We start from the raw sequence: 16,065 nt of genomic DNA, 5'->3' as shown, positions 1-16,065 counted from the left end.
TTGAGCGTCAGCGCGTCTAGCCGAAGAGTTCGTGCTGAAGTCGTGAAAGCCAGCGGGGGATGGTGTCTTCCAGCTGACCCGGGTCGTTCGCTTCTCGCGCCTTGGCGATCTCGGTGTCGACGTTGGTGCGCACGGTGTCCGCGTAAGCGGGGAGGACGAACACGTTTTCCCAGTAACCGTCGCGTGCTGGTACGGACACGACTTCTTGGTAGCCGGCGGTGGCCTCGAAGTTGCGCAGGCCATACCGTGAGGTTTGGATGGTGCTGCTCGGGGCCGTGACGATGACGACTGTGGGATGGGCGGCGGTGACGACGGCGGTCGGGTCGGCGCCGTGGGAGATGGCGGCGTCGTTGAGGCCGATGTAGTCGATCGCGTTCCAGCCGCTGTAGTACGGAATCGCACCGGCATCGCTGACAGCGAGGGTGCGATCGGCGGGTGGCACGTCGGCCAGCGCGAGACCCTTGCCGATCGGAACGTGGGCGCGCTGAAGGTCGGGGCCGTAGTTGGAGATCAGTGGCAGGTCGGCCGCGGTCGCCCCGGCGATCGCGACCCAGGCGACCGCGACGACACCGGCGGCCGCGGCAATGGCCCGGGGTACGAGGCCTTTCATCGCGAGACCCGCGCCGAGGCAGAGAACGGGGAATGCGTGGTCGGCGAACCGGTCGAGGTAGTCCATTGTCGGGCCGGACACGGCGTAGGTGGCGTAGGTGACCGCAACCGTGCTGCTGAGCAGGAGGCCCGCGGATCGGGTGGTGCGGCGGATGATCAACGCGAGGGTCAGCAGGATCAGCGGTAGGAAGATCTCCGCGGTGTGGACCGTCCAGAGCCGGCCGGAGTCGAGGTCGCCGAATTTGATGTAGAAGGTGTTGGGCAGGAGTTGGCCGTAGAACCGCCAGCGCCAGAGGAAGTAGCCGGCGCCGATCAGTACTGCGCCTGTCGTGTACCACCGCGGTGGTACACGACGGCGTTCGTGCCACACCCATACCGCAAAGGCCGGGAGCGCGGCCAGTACCCCTTCGGGGCGCAGTGTGCCGATGAGCAGGACCAGAAGAGGCAGCTCCCAGTCGCGGACGCGTTGCCTGTCCAGGACACGGAGGCCGAGGATGGCGATGCGCAGCAGGACCGCCGCGAAGGCGGTTGTCTCCAAGCCGCTGGAGATGTGGAAGTAAGTAGGCACGAAGAGCACGAACGCGCTGCCCGCGACCACAGCACCGCCCAGCCCGGCGTGGCGTTTACCCGCGGACACGAGCATCGCCAACGTCGCGGCGCCGAACACCAAAGCTGTCAATTTCGAAAACAACGGCAGTGCGATACCGAGCAGTGAGCCGACGCTGTTCCAGACGACCCAGCCGAAGTCGGTGAACCCTTCGACCGGCTGTCCGGTCAGATTCCATACCGGACCGTGTCCGTCGGCGAGGTTCTTCGCGTAGCGGAAGCTGATGAATGCGTCATCGATGGTGAAGAACCAGGCTGCCCAGGCGCCGACAAGGAAAACGGCGGTCAGGACCACAGACGCGATGAGGACGGGCTTGCGACGCGGCGACGCCTCAACAGCGTCCGGCTGCGAGTCAGCCGACTCCGTTGCGATCGTGGACGACATGTGAGTTCCCCAAGTCCGGTGGGCAGTACCCGCGCACAGCTGACATAACTGACAATGTGTAGCCGAGAGGGAGACGTAGAGTAGCTATTGATCACCGCTTCAAAGTGCACTCTACCGCGTGAAGTACGCCACAGATCACCTGCCCTGACCTGCCAACTTCTCGTGTGAGTCCCCGGTCCGCGGTAAGCAGACCGGGGGCTCACCGGAGGGGAGTGACTCAAGCGGAATGTCAGGTGATGATGTCGAATACGTTCCATGCTCGGCCGGTGAGAATCGGTGCGCCGAAGGTGCCGGCACCGTGGCCTGAGTCCCGGACGAAGGTTCCGGTGTGGACGTAGCTGTTGAGAGTGCCGTCCGTCGCCGTGCCGATGAGGTCGGGGTGGCCGTCACCGTTGATGTCGCCGATGGTGAGCAACTGCTGCGGCGTCCATCCTGAACCAACGCGGTAGGTGACCGGCTGCTTCGGCGCTCCTGAGGTGTCGACACCGTTGGCGTACTGGTCCAGAACGGCGAGATCGTTGACGCCGTTGGCGTAGTTGGTCTCCAGGAAGAGATCCGCCTTACCATCACCGGTGAAGTCGGCGAACCCACTGGGCACGACCTCTTTTTCTCCGGTGGCCACCTTCACCCCAGGCTGCCAGGTCGAGGTCCCATTGACGGTCCCGGTGTTGGTGTAACCCCACATGCTGAGCTGAGTCGGGTCCACGTCGTCGGTTTTGACGCCGAACAGTTCTGCCTTCCCGTCGCCGTTGGTGTCCGCGGCGAAGACCGAGTCGTAGGTGTTCCAACCGCGACCGACGATGAAGCGAGAATTGAAAGTGCTGGTCCCGTTGAGCTTCCCGGTGCCGAGGTAGGCGTACAACGTGCCGTCGGTTCCTCGGGCGATGACATCGGAAACCCCGTCGCCGTTGATGTCGGTCTGCTGGAACATGGTGTATACGTCCCAACCGGTTCCGATGACCACGCCGGCCTTCAGCGAGTGGTCGTCGACCGTGGTGTTCCCGTTGTTCTGGTACGCGACAAGAGCGTTGTCGGAGATGCGGCGCCCGACGATGTCAGTGGCGTGCTGGCCGGTGAGTGAGGCTGAATGGCCGACGCCTGTCGCTGCGCGAGAGGTGACTGTCTTACTGTGCGGAAAGAACGGTCCGGAACCCGGTAGGAATGCCCATGAGTTGACCGGGTCGACCTGGTAGCGAATCCAGTCGCTGATGTTGTCGGTGCGGGCTTCTTCGCTGCCCTGGCGGGTGGTTGTTTCGCCGAGGCAGCCGTGCTGCCAGGAAGTGCTGTTGACCCCTATCAGTTCGGTGCCGGTCGCGGTGGCGCGCAGAACCGGCCCGCCGGCGTCGCCTTTGCAGGTGTCCTGGGCGCCTGCCAACGACAGGGTCGTGTCACTGTCGACTGCGGCGGAGAAGGCGCTTGAGCGGGGGAGATTGGGGACCCAGTCGGTCGCGGTGCGCCCGTATCCTGAGGCGCTGACGGAGTCGCCGGTGGTGGGCGCTGTGCTCCCCAGGGTGGCGGGTGCAACAGATGTCATCTTGTAGGCGAGCCTGGCGAGTGCGACATCGCGATCGCCGTGGGAGACGACGCGCGTGATCGCGACCCCGAGCTTGCCGGGCAGCGTGGCCTGGGCCGCGGGGCTGCCCGTGGTCACCTGGTACCCGTTGGCAGCGGTGCCGCCGAAGCAACTAGCGGCGGTGACCACCCACTGCGGCGCTACTAGAGCGCCGGAGCAGGATCTGGCGTTCGTATCTCCGGGGTTCCCGATCTGGATCTGTGCCAAGAATGGCTGTGTTTTACCGGTGACTTCGTCGCCTCCGGAGAGTGCGTATGCCGGGGATGCGGTGAGCAGTGCGGCTGTGATTATAGACAACGCACCCGCGGTACGTCTGATGTTTAATAGTCTCCCGGGCACAAGTATTCCATTTCTTGTATTCAGTGCGTGGTTGCGATTTAGCAGAGACCTGGCTGGGAGCGCCCTTGACGGTGATGGTGGCCTGCACTGTGTGTGCGTCCTGGTCGTCCCCTTGGCCTGGCAGGCGTACACGATCTGGAGCTTCCTGATTGATCACGACCTGTCCGACGCGGAGTCGATACGCATCTCGGGTGTCACGTACAACGCCTCGATATCCGGATGCGCGACGATCGCCTGCGCGACGTCCTCGCTGCACGCCACGTAGGTAGAGGTCAGGTCGTAGTCGGAGCAGACGACCCAGGCGTGGTCCCGGGGCCACCAGTATTCCGGGCCGTCTTGGGTATCGGCCTCGTCGTCGAGGCGGCGCTGCAGGTCCTCGAGCCCGTCCAGTGGTGCGGTAGCGACGATGGGTTCGTCCCACCCGGGCAGTTGAGCGGAGAGGATGTATCCGAAGTAGACATCCGAGGTACCCGATACCTCGGCCAGGACACTGGCCAGCGCGTTCTGAACAGGAAGACGGAGGCGGCCGGTCTCGGCCAGCCACTGGCGGGGCCCTTCGGTGACGTCGGCCCGGGCAAGTGTTCCGTGGTACGTCTCCCCGTGGAGCGTGAGGCCGATCTGGGCTGCCATGCTGGCCCAGGTGCGCGTGTCCGTCCCGTTGCTCATGTTCACGAACGGATGCAGGATCCGCACGTAGGCCGGATAGCCGCCGGGCAGGATCTCGCGAACGATGTGCCCGGGCCCGGCATACCCCAGATCGAGGCGTCCCTGCAGCCGCGCCAGCTCGTCTCGCGCTTCCGGCGTCGTCTCGGCGATCGACATCCTCGTCCCCTGTTCGTTCGCTAGTTCTCGTAGTGCCAACGCTTCAACCTGCCGAGATTGTCGCCTGGTTCGAACTGGTTGAAGTCGACGGTCGCGCCGCCTGTGCGGGAGTAGTCACGCCAGGTCACGTTCTTCTTACCATCGCCCATGTACCACGTTTCTCGCCACCCCTTTGCTTCCTGTACGCGGTCAGGTGGTCCGAACTGGTTGGTCAGCTGTTCTCGCAGTCGGCTGATGTCGTCGGGACTGACGATCTGGACTCCCGGCGCGCTCTCCTTCCCGATCAGGTTCCCGTCCTTGGTGACGAAGTTGTGGACCTGGCCGACGCGGGTGCGGGCGATGTCGGCGAGGTTGCCGGTCTCGCCGAGGAGGTCGCTGATGGCTTCGGCCAGGCTGTTGCTGTCACCGAAGATGAGGCGGTGCAGGTTGTTTCGGAGTTCGTCGGGGAGGCCCGGGGGGAAGGTGAAGGGGAGGTTCCATCGGGGCAGCAGCGCGCGCAGCTCGGGGCCGCAGGCGTCGGGGTGATAGCTGCAGTATTCGGACAGGAGGGCTACGCCGGCGTTGGGCAGTTTACCGAGTTCGTCCCAGTTGAAGTTCCGGTCACTGAGCCAGATATCGAAGTCGTGAGCGAGGCTGTCACAGTTGCCGGTGCCGAGGTGCCCGGGCAGTTGGACGCCGTTGAGGTAGCAGGTGGAGCCGACCACGACGATGCGGGTGCCGTTGGCGTAGTCGGCCTGGCCGCCTTTGCCGCCGAAGCCCTCGGGCAGGCCGCCGGTGTTGGTGTTGCCTTGTGCGGCGTGGGCGATTTGCTCGGCACGGTACTTGTCGAGGAAGGCCTGGGTTGCTTCGTTGGCAGCCTTCTGGGCGTCGGCGGCGTCCTTCCCGGCGTCGAGCGCGGCGCGGTGGGCTCGGGCGGCGTCAGCTGCGGCATCGTTGGCCGATGCCCGTGCCTGGGCGGCGGATGCCGCGGCCTGCTGGGCGGCGTGGTCGGCGGTCTTGGCGTCGGCGGCGGCCTGGTTGGCGGCGTTGCGCGCGACCCGGGCGGATTCGGCGGCTGCGGCTGCGGACGCGTTGGCCGCGTCGGCGGAGCGGGCCGCGTCGTTGGCGTAGCCCCGTGCCCGGTCGGCGGCCAGGCCTGCCTGCTTGGCGTATCCAGCGGCTTCCTCGGCGGCTTGGCGGGCGATGGCGGCGGCTTGGGCGGCTTCGGCGGCCTGCTGCTGTGCCAAAGCGGCGGACTGGGCCGCGTCGGCGACGAGCCGGTCGATGCTCGCGCGGTGGGCGTCGCGGGCCTGGTCACGCAGCCGGGCGCGGTGTTGTCCGGTGGCGAGGAAGTCGTGGCGCATCTGCGGGGTGCCGTCGAGCGCGGTCTGCGCGTCAGCTTTGACTTCGGGGCCGCCTGCGGACATGACCTGGGTGGTCTGCAGGTCGTCGTCGAGTTCGCGGGCACGGTACTGGCCGTGCTGCAGGAACTCCGTCACCGCGGCCTGCCCGCCGTCGAGAGCTTTGGTCGCGGCGTCCTTCATGGCCGGGCGTGCGTCGTGCAGCAGGCGGGCGACCTGGATCTCGTCGTCCTGCTTGCGGCCCGGGTAGTCCGGGTTCGCCAGGAATCCCAGGACGGTGGCGTGGTCGTCCTTGAGCGTGTCCTGGGCGGCGGTGGTGAGCGCGGCGGGTCCGCGGACTGCCATCGCCACGACGGTGACGCGGTCGTCCTGATCCGCTGCGGTGTCGACGCCAGTGGCGGCCCAGGCGCGGACTTGGGCGTCGGTGCCGCCGAGAGCGGCGAAGGCGGCTCGGTTCGTCCACGGGCTGCTCTTCTCCGCCAGCCGCAGCGCGGCCTTGCGCGCTGCGGTCACTGCGTCCCCGGCGGACGTGCCGGTGTCGCGGGCGGTCGCGAGCCAGCCCCGGACGTCGGCGTCGCGCGTCGACTCGGCCGGGAGGGCGTCTTCGACTCCAGGGTCGGACTGGGGATGGGCGCGCAGGTCCGCGGCGGCTTTCTGCGCGTCGGCGCGGCCCTGCTCGGCGCGGATCGCGAGCTGCTCGTCCTCGGTCTGCCGCGCGATGGCCACGACCTTCTTCACCTGCTCGGCCGCACCCGACGCGGCGTCGGCGGCATTCTTCGCCGCTTCCGCGTGCCGGGCCGCGTCCTCGGCGGCGTGGTCGGCTTCCCCGGCGTGCTGGGCGGCCTCGTCCGCGGCCTGCGCGGCGGCGTCGGCGTGCACGGCCGCGCTGGCCGCCGCCGACCGTGCTTCGCCCGCGTCCTCGGCGGCGGCGTTGGCCAGCCGCTGGGCCGAGTTCGCGGCCCGGTTCGCCCGCGCCGCCGCGGCCCGCGCAGTCGCGGCCTCGGCCCGTGCCCGGGCGGATTCCTTCCCTGCGGCCCCGGCCGCGTTGCCGGCGCGAGCGGCTGCGTCAGCCGCCGCCGCCGCATCGCCCGCAGCTGAAGCCGCGGAGTTGGCGGCGCCGAGCGCGCCCTGGATGGCTTCCACCGCATGCCCGGCCGCTTCAGCCGCGGTGCGTGCGCCCTGTGCGGCGTCCCGCGCGCCTTGCGCCGCCTTGCGAGCGGTCTCCGCTTCACCTGCGTGGGCGCGGGCGTCGTTCGCCGCCCGGTATGCCGCAGCGGCCGCGTCCCCGGCCATCACCGCGGCGGAAGCGGCGCGCTGCGCTGCGGCGACTGCGGCCATCGCCGCGGAGTGCGCGGTCTGGGCCGCAGACACCGCCTGCGCGGAGGCGGACGCGGCTCCTTCCGCGGCGTCCGCTGCCCGCGATGCCGCACCGGCCGCACGACCCGCATCGCCCTGCGCGGCGTCGGCTTCCCGCGCGGCGCGCTCGGCGGCTTCTCTGGCCATCGCGGCGGCCTGCACAGCCCGTTCGGACGAGGCCTTCGCGGCGGCGGTCTCCGCAGCTGCCTGGAGCTGGGCCTGTTTCGCGACCTCGGCCAGGCCGGCGACGGTCTGGGTCTGCTTGTCCCGGTCCGCGGCGACGAACTGGTCGCGGGTGAGGAACTCGGTGATCGCCGCATACGACCCGTCGTCGAACGCCCGCTGCGCGGCGGCCTTCACCTCCGGACCGCCGGCGGCCATGATCTGCGTGGCCCGGACCCGGTCGTCGTCCTCACGGGCCGCGAACTGCCCGTGCCGGAGGAAGTCCTCCAACGCCGCGTACGAGTGCGCGTCGAGCGCCCTGGTCGCGGCCTCTTTCACCCCGGGCCCGCCGGACGCGAGCAATCGGGACACCTGGATCTCCGTGTCCGACTGGTACGGCGTCGCCCATCCGGAGGCGAGGAACGCGCGCACCGCCGCGGGCCCGCCGTCGAGCGCCTTGACCGCGGCATCCTTGATCGACGGGCCACCATGGGCGAGCATCCGCGAGACCTGCAGCTCGTCGTCGATCTGCTGCGCGGCGGCGAGGTCCTGCTGCAGAAACGCCGACACGTCGGCGTCGCTGCCGATCAACGCACCCCCGGCGCGCTCGCGGACCTGCTCTCCGCCGGCCCGCCAGGCACGAGCCAGCTGCTCCCGCTGCGACACCGGCGCTCCCGCCGGATCCGGTGTGCCGGCCAGACCTGCGGCCGCCGAGCCCCGGACCGAAACCGTCTCCTGCGCCCGGTCCGCGAGGTACGGCGCCGCGACGGCTTCAGCGGGTATCTGCCACCCGCCGATCACCGCCGCGGCGGCGAGTGCGGCCGCCGCGAGCGGCCGGAACCGTCTCCGGCCACGCTTGTTCCCCGCGCTGTGTCCCCAGGTGTCCACGCGCCCCTCCTCGCGTCCGCGCACAGGCCGTGCGCACCCCACACCGCTCCCGGACCGGGAACGGAGCGTCAACATAGAACCCAGAAAGTGCCGCGACCGCGGCTGATGAAATACATTCAGGCATGCAGAACGTACACCTGGAAATCACGGGCGGCCAAGTCTGATGAGCCGAATGGTCAACTGCGGTAAGCCGAATGGTTCAAGCTTGAGAAGGAGTTTTTCCCGCAACGGTGGATTATGTCGAAGTGTGTCCTGTGTCGCATTGACCCGAATGTCGGCCGGACGCTAACGTGAGGAAGAATCCGATGGGGGATCAGCCGAAACGCGACGACCGAGAATTGATTCTCGGAACTACGGACCTCTTGTCCGTAGTGAGATAGACGGTGGGGGAAGAAATGGGGAAGAGCGTGGCGCGCGCACGGGGTGCGAGGAGTGCCGCCGTGTGGATCGGGGCGAGCGTGATAGCTGCCGTGGTCGCCGCCGTCGGCACGGGCGTCGCGAACGGCGGGCCGGCCGCGCGGGCCGCAGCCCCTGGCGACGCTGCCTCGGACCAGCCCTCGGCGCTGGTCGAGGACTACAGCTACCCCGGGCGGGACCAGATCCTCGCCGAGAAGCACGTGAAACTGCTCCAGGGAAACGGGAAAATCATGCTCGCCGACTGCGGCGGGGACCTGATCGAAGTCCATTCCCGTGAGCTCGGCACCATTTGCTTCCGTTCCACGGCGCCCGGGGGCTGGTTGACCGTGGAAATCCCCAAGGTGTATCTCGGCAAAGCCGGCTCCCACGCGGTGGGGATGCGGCTGACCAGCAACGGGAAAACCGAGGACCACACCCTCGAACCCGAGGGGTACGCGCCGTTCGGTGAAGGCGCCGACCCTCAGCACGCGCCCACTACTCTCGTGGAAATCACCACCAAGTCCTGATCATCACCCCGGATCTGCCGGCAGGTCCACCGTGGGCACGGCCGCGTCCCGGGTGGACGTCGTCGCGGACCTCGTCGATGTCCCAGCCCCGCCCAGCGCGGCAGGCGCTGCATCCCGTCCGGTGACACTTCGCCGGCCTGTTCGGCCAGCGTCCAGCCATTCTTCCGCTCCAGACCGCGACCAGCCCGGACACACACTCCCGCGCCCGATTACGCGGTTCCGACCGCGCGAACCGGCCCGCGATCCGCTCACACACCCCGTCCAGCTGTGCTCGGAGGCTGAGCGCGGCTCAGGCGAAAGCGGCCACTGCGCTCGGCCGCGGCACGACGCACAGGCGGCGCAATGCACACACCGCGCAATGCTCAAGCGGCGTGATGCCGCCCAGCCGGCCGCTGCTGGTTCCGGCCCCGCCGGGCGGGTGGCCGGGCCAGGCCGAGGGAGCCGCGGCCCGGCAGCACCTGGGTGTCCGCGCCGGTGTCCAGTTCGTCGCCGAGGCCCGGGCCTGGTTCCTGGCGTGCCCGGTGCTGCCGGTGGACCGCGAACAGCAGGCCGAGGCCGACGAAGAGGAACACGTGGGTGAGCACCCGGCCGGCCGTCACCTGGCCGCCGATCAGGTCCGACGTGGTGACGACCGTGAGGACGAGCACGAAGCCCGCGATCATCGGCAGCTGCCCGGCCGCGGCGCGGGTGCGCAGGGCGGCCCACAGCAGGCCGATGCCGACGGCGAGGTTCCAGGCCGCGCTCTCGTTGATCAGGTGCCCGGTCATGGCGCCGCCGTGCATGCCGGTGTCCATGCCCAGCAGCTGCGCGAACGCCAGGCCGCCCTGCACCAGCCCGACCAGGCCGAGCGCCACGCGCAGGCCCCATTTCTCCCGGGACAGCGGCGGCGCCTGCGCCAGGATCGACGCGGTGAGGTCGGGCACCGCGGGGGCGGCGCGGACCAGCATGGCGCGGCGCAGCGCCTCGCCGCGCGCGTACCAGCCGCGGCACGCCGAGCAGGTGGCCAGGTGCGCGTCGACCTGGTCCCCGGGCAGCGGGCCGGGCTCGGAGTCCAGCCGGGCCGACAGCGCTTCGCGGAAGATTTCACAACTCACGACTACATAGTCGCCCGGACGCCCTCTGGAGTTCCCGCGCCCCTCGTGCATTACCGTGAGCGCGTGTCCAGCGGCAGGGACGGCGACGAGGACGAGCGCATCACGGCGCTCGCGCTGACTGCTGCCCGCGGCGACCAGGCCGCACTGGAACGCTGGGTGCGGGCCACCCAGGCCGACGTCTGGCGGTTCCTGGCCCACCGCACGAGCCCGGCCGAGGCCGACGACCTCACGCAGGAGACGTACCTGCGGGCGTTCGGCTCGTTGCGCCGGTTCGCCGGGCGGTCGAGCTCACGGACCTGGCTGCTGTCCATCGCGCGCCGGGTCGTCGTCGACCAGATCAGGTCCGCTTCGGTGCGGCCGCGGATCTCCGGCGCGGCGGACTGGCAGCGCGCGGCCGAGGACCACACCGCGCGGGGCCGGTCGGCGGGCTTCGAGGACGTGGTCGAACTCGGCGTGCTGCTCGCGGGCCTCGACGAGGACCGCCGCGAGGCGATCGTGCTCACCCAGTTCCTCGGGCTCTCCTACGCCGACGCCGCCGAGGTGTGCGGCTGCCCGGTCGGCACCGTCCGGTCGCGGGTCTCGCGGGCCCGCGAAGACCTCCTGCGCGCGCAAGGCGAGACCAACAGCGCCATGTGACCCTGTCCGTTGTGGACAGTGCCGTTCCATGGCGGCGTCCTCCCGCGGCGGCCGGCCGAAGAGGCGTAGATCACGTACCGGGAACTTCGCCGCCACGCTGTCCGACTCCTCCGGGGTGAAACCTCAACGGATCCGGGCGGTGGCCGTGGTGGCCGTGGTGGCCGGGCTCGCCCTGCTCCTGCTCGTGGTCGCCACGGCGGGAGACGTCTACGCGCCCGTGGGCAACGCCGATCCCGGGCCGCTGACCACGTACGGGTTCGCGGTCGTCCGGTTCGTGGCGGACGCCGCGGGGGCCGGATGCTGTGGCGCGCTGGTGTTCTCGGCGTTCGTGGCGGCCGGGCGGCGCGGCGGGTCGCTGTCGGCCGACGCTTACGCGGCGACCCGGCTCGGCGCGGGCTGCGCGGCCGTCTGGCTGGCCGCGGCGGTGGTCGCGGTGCCGTTCTCCGCCGCGGTCGCCGCGGGACTGCCGCTGGCCCAGATGTTACGGCCGGCGGTACTGGCGGCGACGGTCGACGCGGCCGAGGAGCCCAAGGCGTGGCTGTGCGTCGTGGTGGCGGCCGCGGTGGCCACCGTGCTGTCGTGGCAGGCGATGGCCTGGCGCACCACGGTCGCGGCCGCGATCACGGCGGCGGTGGGACTGCTGCCCCCGATCACCGCGGGGCACGCGTCGACCGGGGCCGGGCACGACCTGGCGTCCAACGCGCTGTTCTGGCACGTGCCGGCGGCGAGTGCCTGGCTGGGGGCGCTGGTCGCGTTCCTGGTTTATCTCAGACGCACGCCGAGCCCGTCCGCGTTGGTGCTGCGCCGATATCACCGGCTCTCCGCGGGATGTTTCGCCGTGGTCGGCGTTTCCGGTGCGGTGGCGGGATTCGTCGCCGTCCGCCCGGACGGAGTGGCCAGCCGTTACGGTTTGCTCCTGGCCGTCGAGCTGGTGCTGTTCGCGGGCGTGGGAGTGGTGCTGGCCCGCCGGCGGCCGGGCCGGTCGCCGATCCGGACGCTGCTCGCCGAGCTGGTGCTGGTGGGCCTCGCGACCGGCGGCTCGGCCGCGCTGACGGTGCTCTTCCCGCCGTCGTTCGTGAACCACCCGGCGACGGTGCAGGAGACCATCCTGGGCTACGGCCTCGACCTCCCGCCCACGTTCGCCCGGCTGGCCCTGGACTGGCGGCCCGACCTGCTCTTCGGCCCGGCCGCGCTGGCCGCCGTGCTCGCCTACCTGCTCGGGGTCCGGCGGCTGCGGCGACGGGGCGACGCCTGGTCCACGGGCCGGACCGTGGCGTGGCTTGCGGGCTGGGCGGTGGTGCTGGTGGCGACGTCGTCCGGCTTCGGCGTCTACGCGCCGGGCACGTTCAGCCTGCACATGATCACGCACATGGCGCTGAACATGTTCGCCCCCGTGCTGCTGGTGCTGGGCGGCCCCGTCACGCTGGCGCTGCGGGCCCTGCCGGCCGGTGCGCACGGCGACGTTCCCGGGGCGCGTGAGTGGCTGATCTCGCTGCTGCACGCGCCGGTGACGCGGTTCTTCGCGCACCCGGCGGTGGCGGCCGTGCTGTTCACCGGGTCGTTCTACGCGTTGTACTTCTCCGGCCTGTTCGGTGAGGCGATGCTCTACCACTGGTCGCACCAGCTGATGAAGATCCACTTCCTGGTGACCGGCTACCTGTTCGCCTGGGTCGCGGTCGGCGCCGACCGGACGCCGCGCCGCATCCCGCACCTGGCGCGGCTGGGCATGCTGTTCGCGGTGATGCCGTTCCACGCGTTTTTCGGCGTGATCCTGATGAGCAAGCAGACGGTGATCGCCTACACCTACTACCACTACCTCGCGCTGCCGTGGGTCGGAGACCTGCTCGCGGACCAGCGCCTCGGCGGCGGCATCGCCTGGGCCAGCGGGGAAGTGCCGATGGTCGTCATGGTGGTCGCGCTCCTGGTGCAGTGGGCACGCGACGACGAGCGCCGCGCCCGCCGCAGCGACCGCAACGGCGAAGGCGAGTTCGACGCCTACAACGCGATGCTGGCCGAGCTCGCGACGCGCCGCCGATGAGTCCGCCGCTGTCCTGTTCTTCTTCCACAACCGTCCACAGTGTCCGGTCAACCCAGGGAGATCTCCCATGACCACCGCACCCCCGGCCCACCGGGACGTCCGTACGATCGAGCTGGCCGTGTCGGGGATGACCTGCGCGGCCTGTTCCGCCCGGGTCGAGCGCACCCTGAACAAGCTCGACGGCGTCCGCGCCTCGGTCAACTACGCGACCGAGCGCGCCACCGTCCAGGCCCCGGCCGAGCTCGGTGACGACGTGCTGCTCGAACGCGTCCGCAAGGCCGGCTACGGCGCCCGGCTCCGCGGTGAGGACGACGAAGACCTCACCACGGTCTGGGTGCGCGACCTGCGCCGGCGGCTGATCGTGGCCGCGGTGCTGGCGGTCCCGCTCGGAGACCTGTCGATCACGCTGGCGCTGGTGCCGTCGCTGCGGTTCCCCGGCTGGCAGCTGCTCTGCCTCGCGCTCGCCGTGCCGGTGGTGTTCTGGGCGGCGCTGCCGTTCCACCGCGCCGCGCTGCGCAACCTGCGGCACCGTTCGTCCAGTATGGACACTCTGGTGTCGCTGGGGGTGCTGGCCTCGTTCGCCTGGTCGGCCTGGGCCACGCTGTTCGGCGGCCACGAACCGGGCTACTGGGTCGGGTTCGGGCCGACCGCGCCGGGTGCGGACGCGGTTTACCTCGACGTCGCCGCCGGCGTGACGACGTTCCTCCTGGCGGGCCGGTACTTCGAGAGCCGGTCACGACGGGGCGCGGCGGGCCTGCTCGCGGCGCTCGACGCGCTGGCCGCGAAGGAGGTCCGGGTGCTGCGGGACGGGGCCGAGCACCTGGTTCCGGTCGGCGAGCTGGCGGTCGGGGACCTGTTCGTGGTGAAGCCGGGCGAGGCCATCGCCGCCGACGGAATCGTCGAGAGTGGACAGTCCACCGTGGATGTCTCAGCGGTCACCGGAGAACCGGTGCCGGCCGAGACGGGCGTGGGCGACCGGGTGATCGGCGCGTCGGTGAACCGTGACGGACGGCTCGTCGTACGCGCGACGGCGGTCGGCGCGCACACCCAGCTCGCGCAGATGACCGCGTTGGCCGAACGCGCCCAGGCCCGCAAGGCCTCGGTGCAACGGCTGGTCGACCGGATCTGCGCGGTGTTCGTGCCGGTGGTGCTCGTGCTGTCGGCGCTGACCCTGGCCGGCTGGCTGCTGACCGGGCATCCGCTGCGGGACGCGTTCACGGCCGCGGTGTCGGTGCTGATCATCGCCTGCCCGTGCGCGCTGGGCCTGGCCACGCCGACCGCGCTGATGGCCGGCGTCGGCCGGGGCGCGCAGCTGGGCATCCTGATCAAGGGGCCGGACGCGCTGGAGGCGAGCCGCCGGGTGGACACCGTGGTGCTGGACAAGACCGGCACCGTGACCACCGGCCGGATGACCGTCACCGGCTGCCACCCGGTCGCCGCCCGGACCGCCGGGGAGGTGCTGTGGTTCGCGGGGGCCGTCGAAGCCGGTTCCGAGCACGCGATCGCCGCCGCGGTGGTGGCCGGAGCGCGGGCCGAGGTGGCCGAACTGCCGGAAGTGACGGCGTTCCAGGCGTTGCCGGGTCTTGGGGCACAAGGCGAGGTGGACGGGCACGAGGTCGTCGTCGGCAGCGCGCGGCTGTTCGGCGAGCGCGCGATCGAGCTGCCCGCCGAGGCGACCACCCAGGTCGACGCCGCGCACGCCGAGGGCGCCGTCCCCGTGCTCGTGGCCGTTGATGGGGAGGTAGCCGGGGTGGTTGTGGTCCGCGACGTGGTGAAGCCGTCCGCCCGTGCGGCGGTGACCGCGTTGCGGGAACTGGGCCTGCGGACCGTGCTGCTGACCGGTGACCACGAGGTCGCGGCCCGCGCGGTCGGCGCCGAGATCGGCGTGGACGAGGTCCGGGCCGGCGTCCTGCCCGCGGAGAAAGCCCGCGAGGTGGAGGCGATGCGGGCGGCGGGCGCCCGCGTGGCGATGGTCGGTGACGGCGTCAACGACGGACCGGCGCTGGCCACCGCCGACCTCGGCATGGCGATGGCGCACGGCAGCGACATCGCGCTGCGTTCGGCCGACCTGGTCCTGGTCCGCGAGGACCTTCGGGTCGTCCCCGACGCCATCCGGCTCGCCACCGGCACGATGCGGATCATCCGGGGGAACCTGGCCTGGGCGTTCGGCTACAACGTGGCCGCGCTGCCCCTGGCCGCGCTCGGTTTGCTCAACCCGCTGATCGCCGGGGCGGCGATGTCCCTGTCCTCGGTTCTGGTGGTGTCCAACAGTTTGCGGCTGCGGTCGTTCGGCAGCGCCGGGGAGGTGCAGGACTGACGGATTCAGCCGAGGGCGGCGACGTGGTCCGCGCGCCCGTCCCGCCGCACCACGGTGCCGAGCTGCTCCGCGCGGGCCCGGGGGAGCAGCTCGGCGGTCCCGTCGCGGTGCCGGAGCACACACGAGTGCCACGGCGTGGTCCACAGGTCGGGCGTGTCGAGCAGCCGGATGCCGAACTTGGCCGAGCCGGCGGGCTGCGGGTGGATGGACAGCCGGACCGAGCCCGGGTGGTGTTCGGCGATCAGCCGGCCCCAGGCGGTGCTGCGCCGCAGGACACCGTAGGCACGGACGCGGCAGGACCGTTGCCGCGCCGACCGGCTGCCCTCGAAACCGGCGCTGTCCTCGAACAGGAACCTGGTGACGCCGCGGTAGAGCCGCAGCGTGTGCTCGTCGCCGCGGACCTGGGCGCGGAGGTCCGCGAGCGTGGGCGCGTACAGCTCGTCGACGCGGCGGCGCTTTTCGGCGCAGGACAGCTCACCGAACACGTCTCTGAGATCGAATGTGGTGAGGTTCCCCAGCCGTTCACGGTGGATGATCGCGCGGATCTCGGCGGCGTAGGCGTCGATGTGGTCGTCCGGGACGTCGATCAGGTCGCCGAAGACGTGGCCGTCGGAGCAGATCAGCAGCCGTGCGCCCGGCGGGTGGAGCTGCTGGACCTGGGCGCAGAGCGCGTTGAGGAACCGCAGGGAAAGCCGTTCGCCTTCGTCGGGCAGGACGCCGAGGACTTTCGCCGGATTCGGTGACTTGCAAGGGAATCCGGGCAGGGTGAACAGGATCGGCAGGCCGGCGCGGATGAACCCGCCGAGCTGGCCGAGCTGCGGGGCGAACGCTGTGGTGTCGAACGCTGTGGTGTCGAACGACACTGCGGTGTCGTCGGTGCGCGGCCCGCGGCGATGGGGCAGCAGGAGGCGCAGGACGTCTTCGGCGATCCGTTCCGCGGACCGGGTGGTGCTGAGCAAGATCGGCTCCGGGGGTGG

Annotated in this window: 10 protein-coding genes and 1 pseudogene; 4 read left to right on the top strand and 7 right to left on the bottom strand. The window is 70.6% G+C overall.

Annotated features, from left to right (window positions below; genetic code table 11):
• Window positions 1-16: 16 nt before the first annotated feature.
• From OG943_RS17290 to OG943_RS17275, 4 genes are all read right to left on the bottom strand, one after another.
• Complete coding sequence (locus OG943_RS17290) at window positions 17-1,600, bottom strand: hypothetical protein (RefSeq protein ID WP_328610801.1); 1,584 nt, start codon at window positions 1,598-1,600, stop codon at window positions 17-19.
• 229 nt (window positions 1,601-1,829) lie between these two features.
• Complete coding sequence (locus tag OG943_RS17285; RefSeq protein ID WP_328610800.1) at window positions 1,830-3,512, bottom strand: trypsin-like serine protease; 1,683 nt, start codon at window positions 3,510-3,512, stop codon at window positions 1,830-1,832.
• 153 nt (window positions 3,513-3,665) lie between these two features.
• Window positions 3,666-4,334 carry a hypothetical protein gene (locus OG943_RS17280; protein WP_328610799.1) on the bottom strand — a complete coding sequence of 223 codons (669 nt, stop codon included), beginning with the start codon at window positions 4,332-4,334 and terminating at the stop codon, window positions 3,666-3,668.
• 20 nt (window positions 4,335-4,354) lie between these two features.
• On the bottom strand, window positions 4,355-8,080 hold the full coding sequence (locus OG943_RS17275; protein WP_328610798.1) for an ALF repeat-containing protein: 3,726 nt from the start codon (window positions 8,078-8,080) through the stop codon (window positions 4,355-4,357).
• A 440-nt stretch (window positions 8,081-8,520) separates the two neighbouring features.
• Here OG943_RS17275 and OG943_RS17270 point away from each other — a divergent pair, with 440 nt between their 5' ends.
• Window positions 8,521-9,003 (top strand): hypothetical protein, encoded by a 483-nt coding sequence (locus OG943_RS17270; RefSeq protein ID WP_328610797.1) that lies wholly within the window; start codon window positions 8,521-8,523, stop codon window positions 9,001-9,003.
• A gap of 16 nt (window positions 9,004-9,019) precedes the next feature.
• Here OG943_RS17270 and OG943_RS17265 read toward each other — a convergent pair.
• Window positions 9,020-9,268, bottom strand: a pseudogene (locus tag OG943_RS17265) (IS701 family transposase); the annotation flags it as partial.
• Window positions 9,269-9,365: 97 nt separating this feature from the next.
• Window positions 9,366-10,097, bottom strand: coding sequence for a zf-HC2 domain-containing protein (locus OG943_RS17260; RefSeq protein ID WP_328610796.1), 732 nt, complete (start codon window positions 10,095-10,097; stop codon window positions 9,366-9,368).
• 63 nt (window positions 10,098-10,160) lie between these two features.
• Between OG943_RS17260 and OG943_RS17255 the strand changes: the two genes are divergently transcribed.
• From OG943_RS17255 to OG943_RS17245, 3 genes are all read left to right on the top strand, one after another.
• Entirely contained in the window at window positions 10,161-10,733 is a 573-nt protein-coding gene (locus OG943_RS17255; protein WP_328610795.1) for a sigma-70 family RNA polymerase sigma factor, read from the top strand.
• 139 nt (window positions 10,734-10,872) lie between these two features.
• The gene (locus OG943_RS17250; protein WP_328610794.1) at window positions 10,873-12,771 is read left to right on the top strand and encodes a cytochrome c oxidase assembly protein; all 1,899 of its coding nucleotides are present in this window, start codon (window positions 10,873-10,875) and stop codon (window positions 12,769-12,771) included.
• A gap of 67 nt (window positions 12,772-12,838) precedes the next feature.
• The gene (locus OG943_RS17245; RefSeq protein WP_328610793.1) at window positions 12,839-15,088 is read left to right on the top strand and encodes a heavy metal translocating P-type ATPase; all 2,250 of its coding nucleotides are present in this window, start codon (window positions 12,839-12,841) and stop codon (window positions 15,086-15,088) included.
• A gap of 5 nt (window positions 15,089-15,093) precedes the next feature.
• Here the strand turns inward: OG943_RS17245 and OG943_RS17240 are convergent, their stop codons facing one another.
• Window positions 15,094-16,047: an isocyanide synthase family protein gene (locus OG943_RS17240; protein WP_328610792.1), complete on the bottom strand. Its 954-nt coding sequence runs from the start codon at window positions 16,045-16,047 to the stop codon at window positions 15,094-15,096.
• Between the last annotated feature and the right edge of the window lie 18 nt (window positions 16,048-16,065).

Origin of the sequence: Amycolatopsis sp. NBC_00345 (assembly GCF_036116635.1) — a bacterium.
In the GTDB taxonomy this organism is placed as follows: Bacteria; Actinomycetota; Actinomycetes; order Mycobacteriales; family Pseudonocardiaceae; genus Amycolatopsis.
Note: the sequence above shows the minus strand (reverse complement) of the source record. Positions and strands in the feature narration are given on the sequence as shown.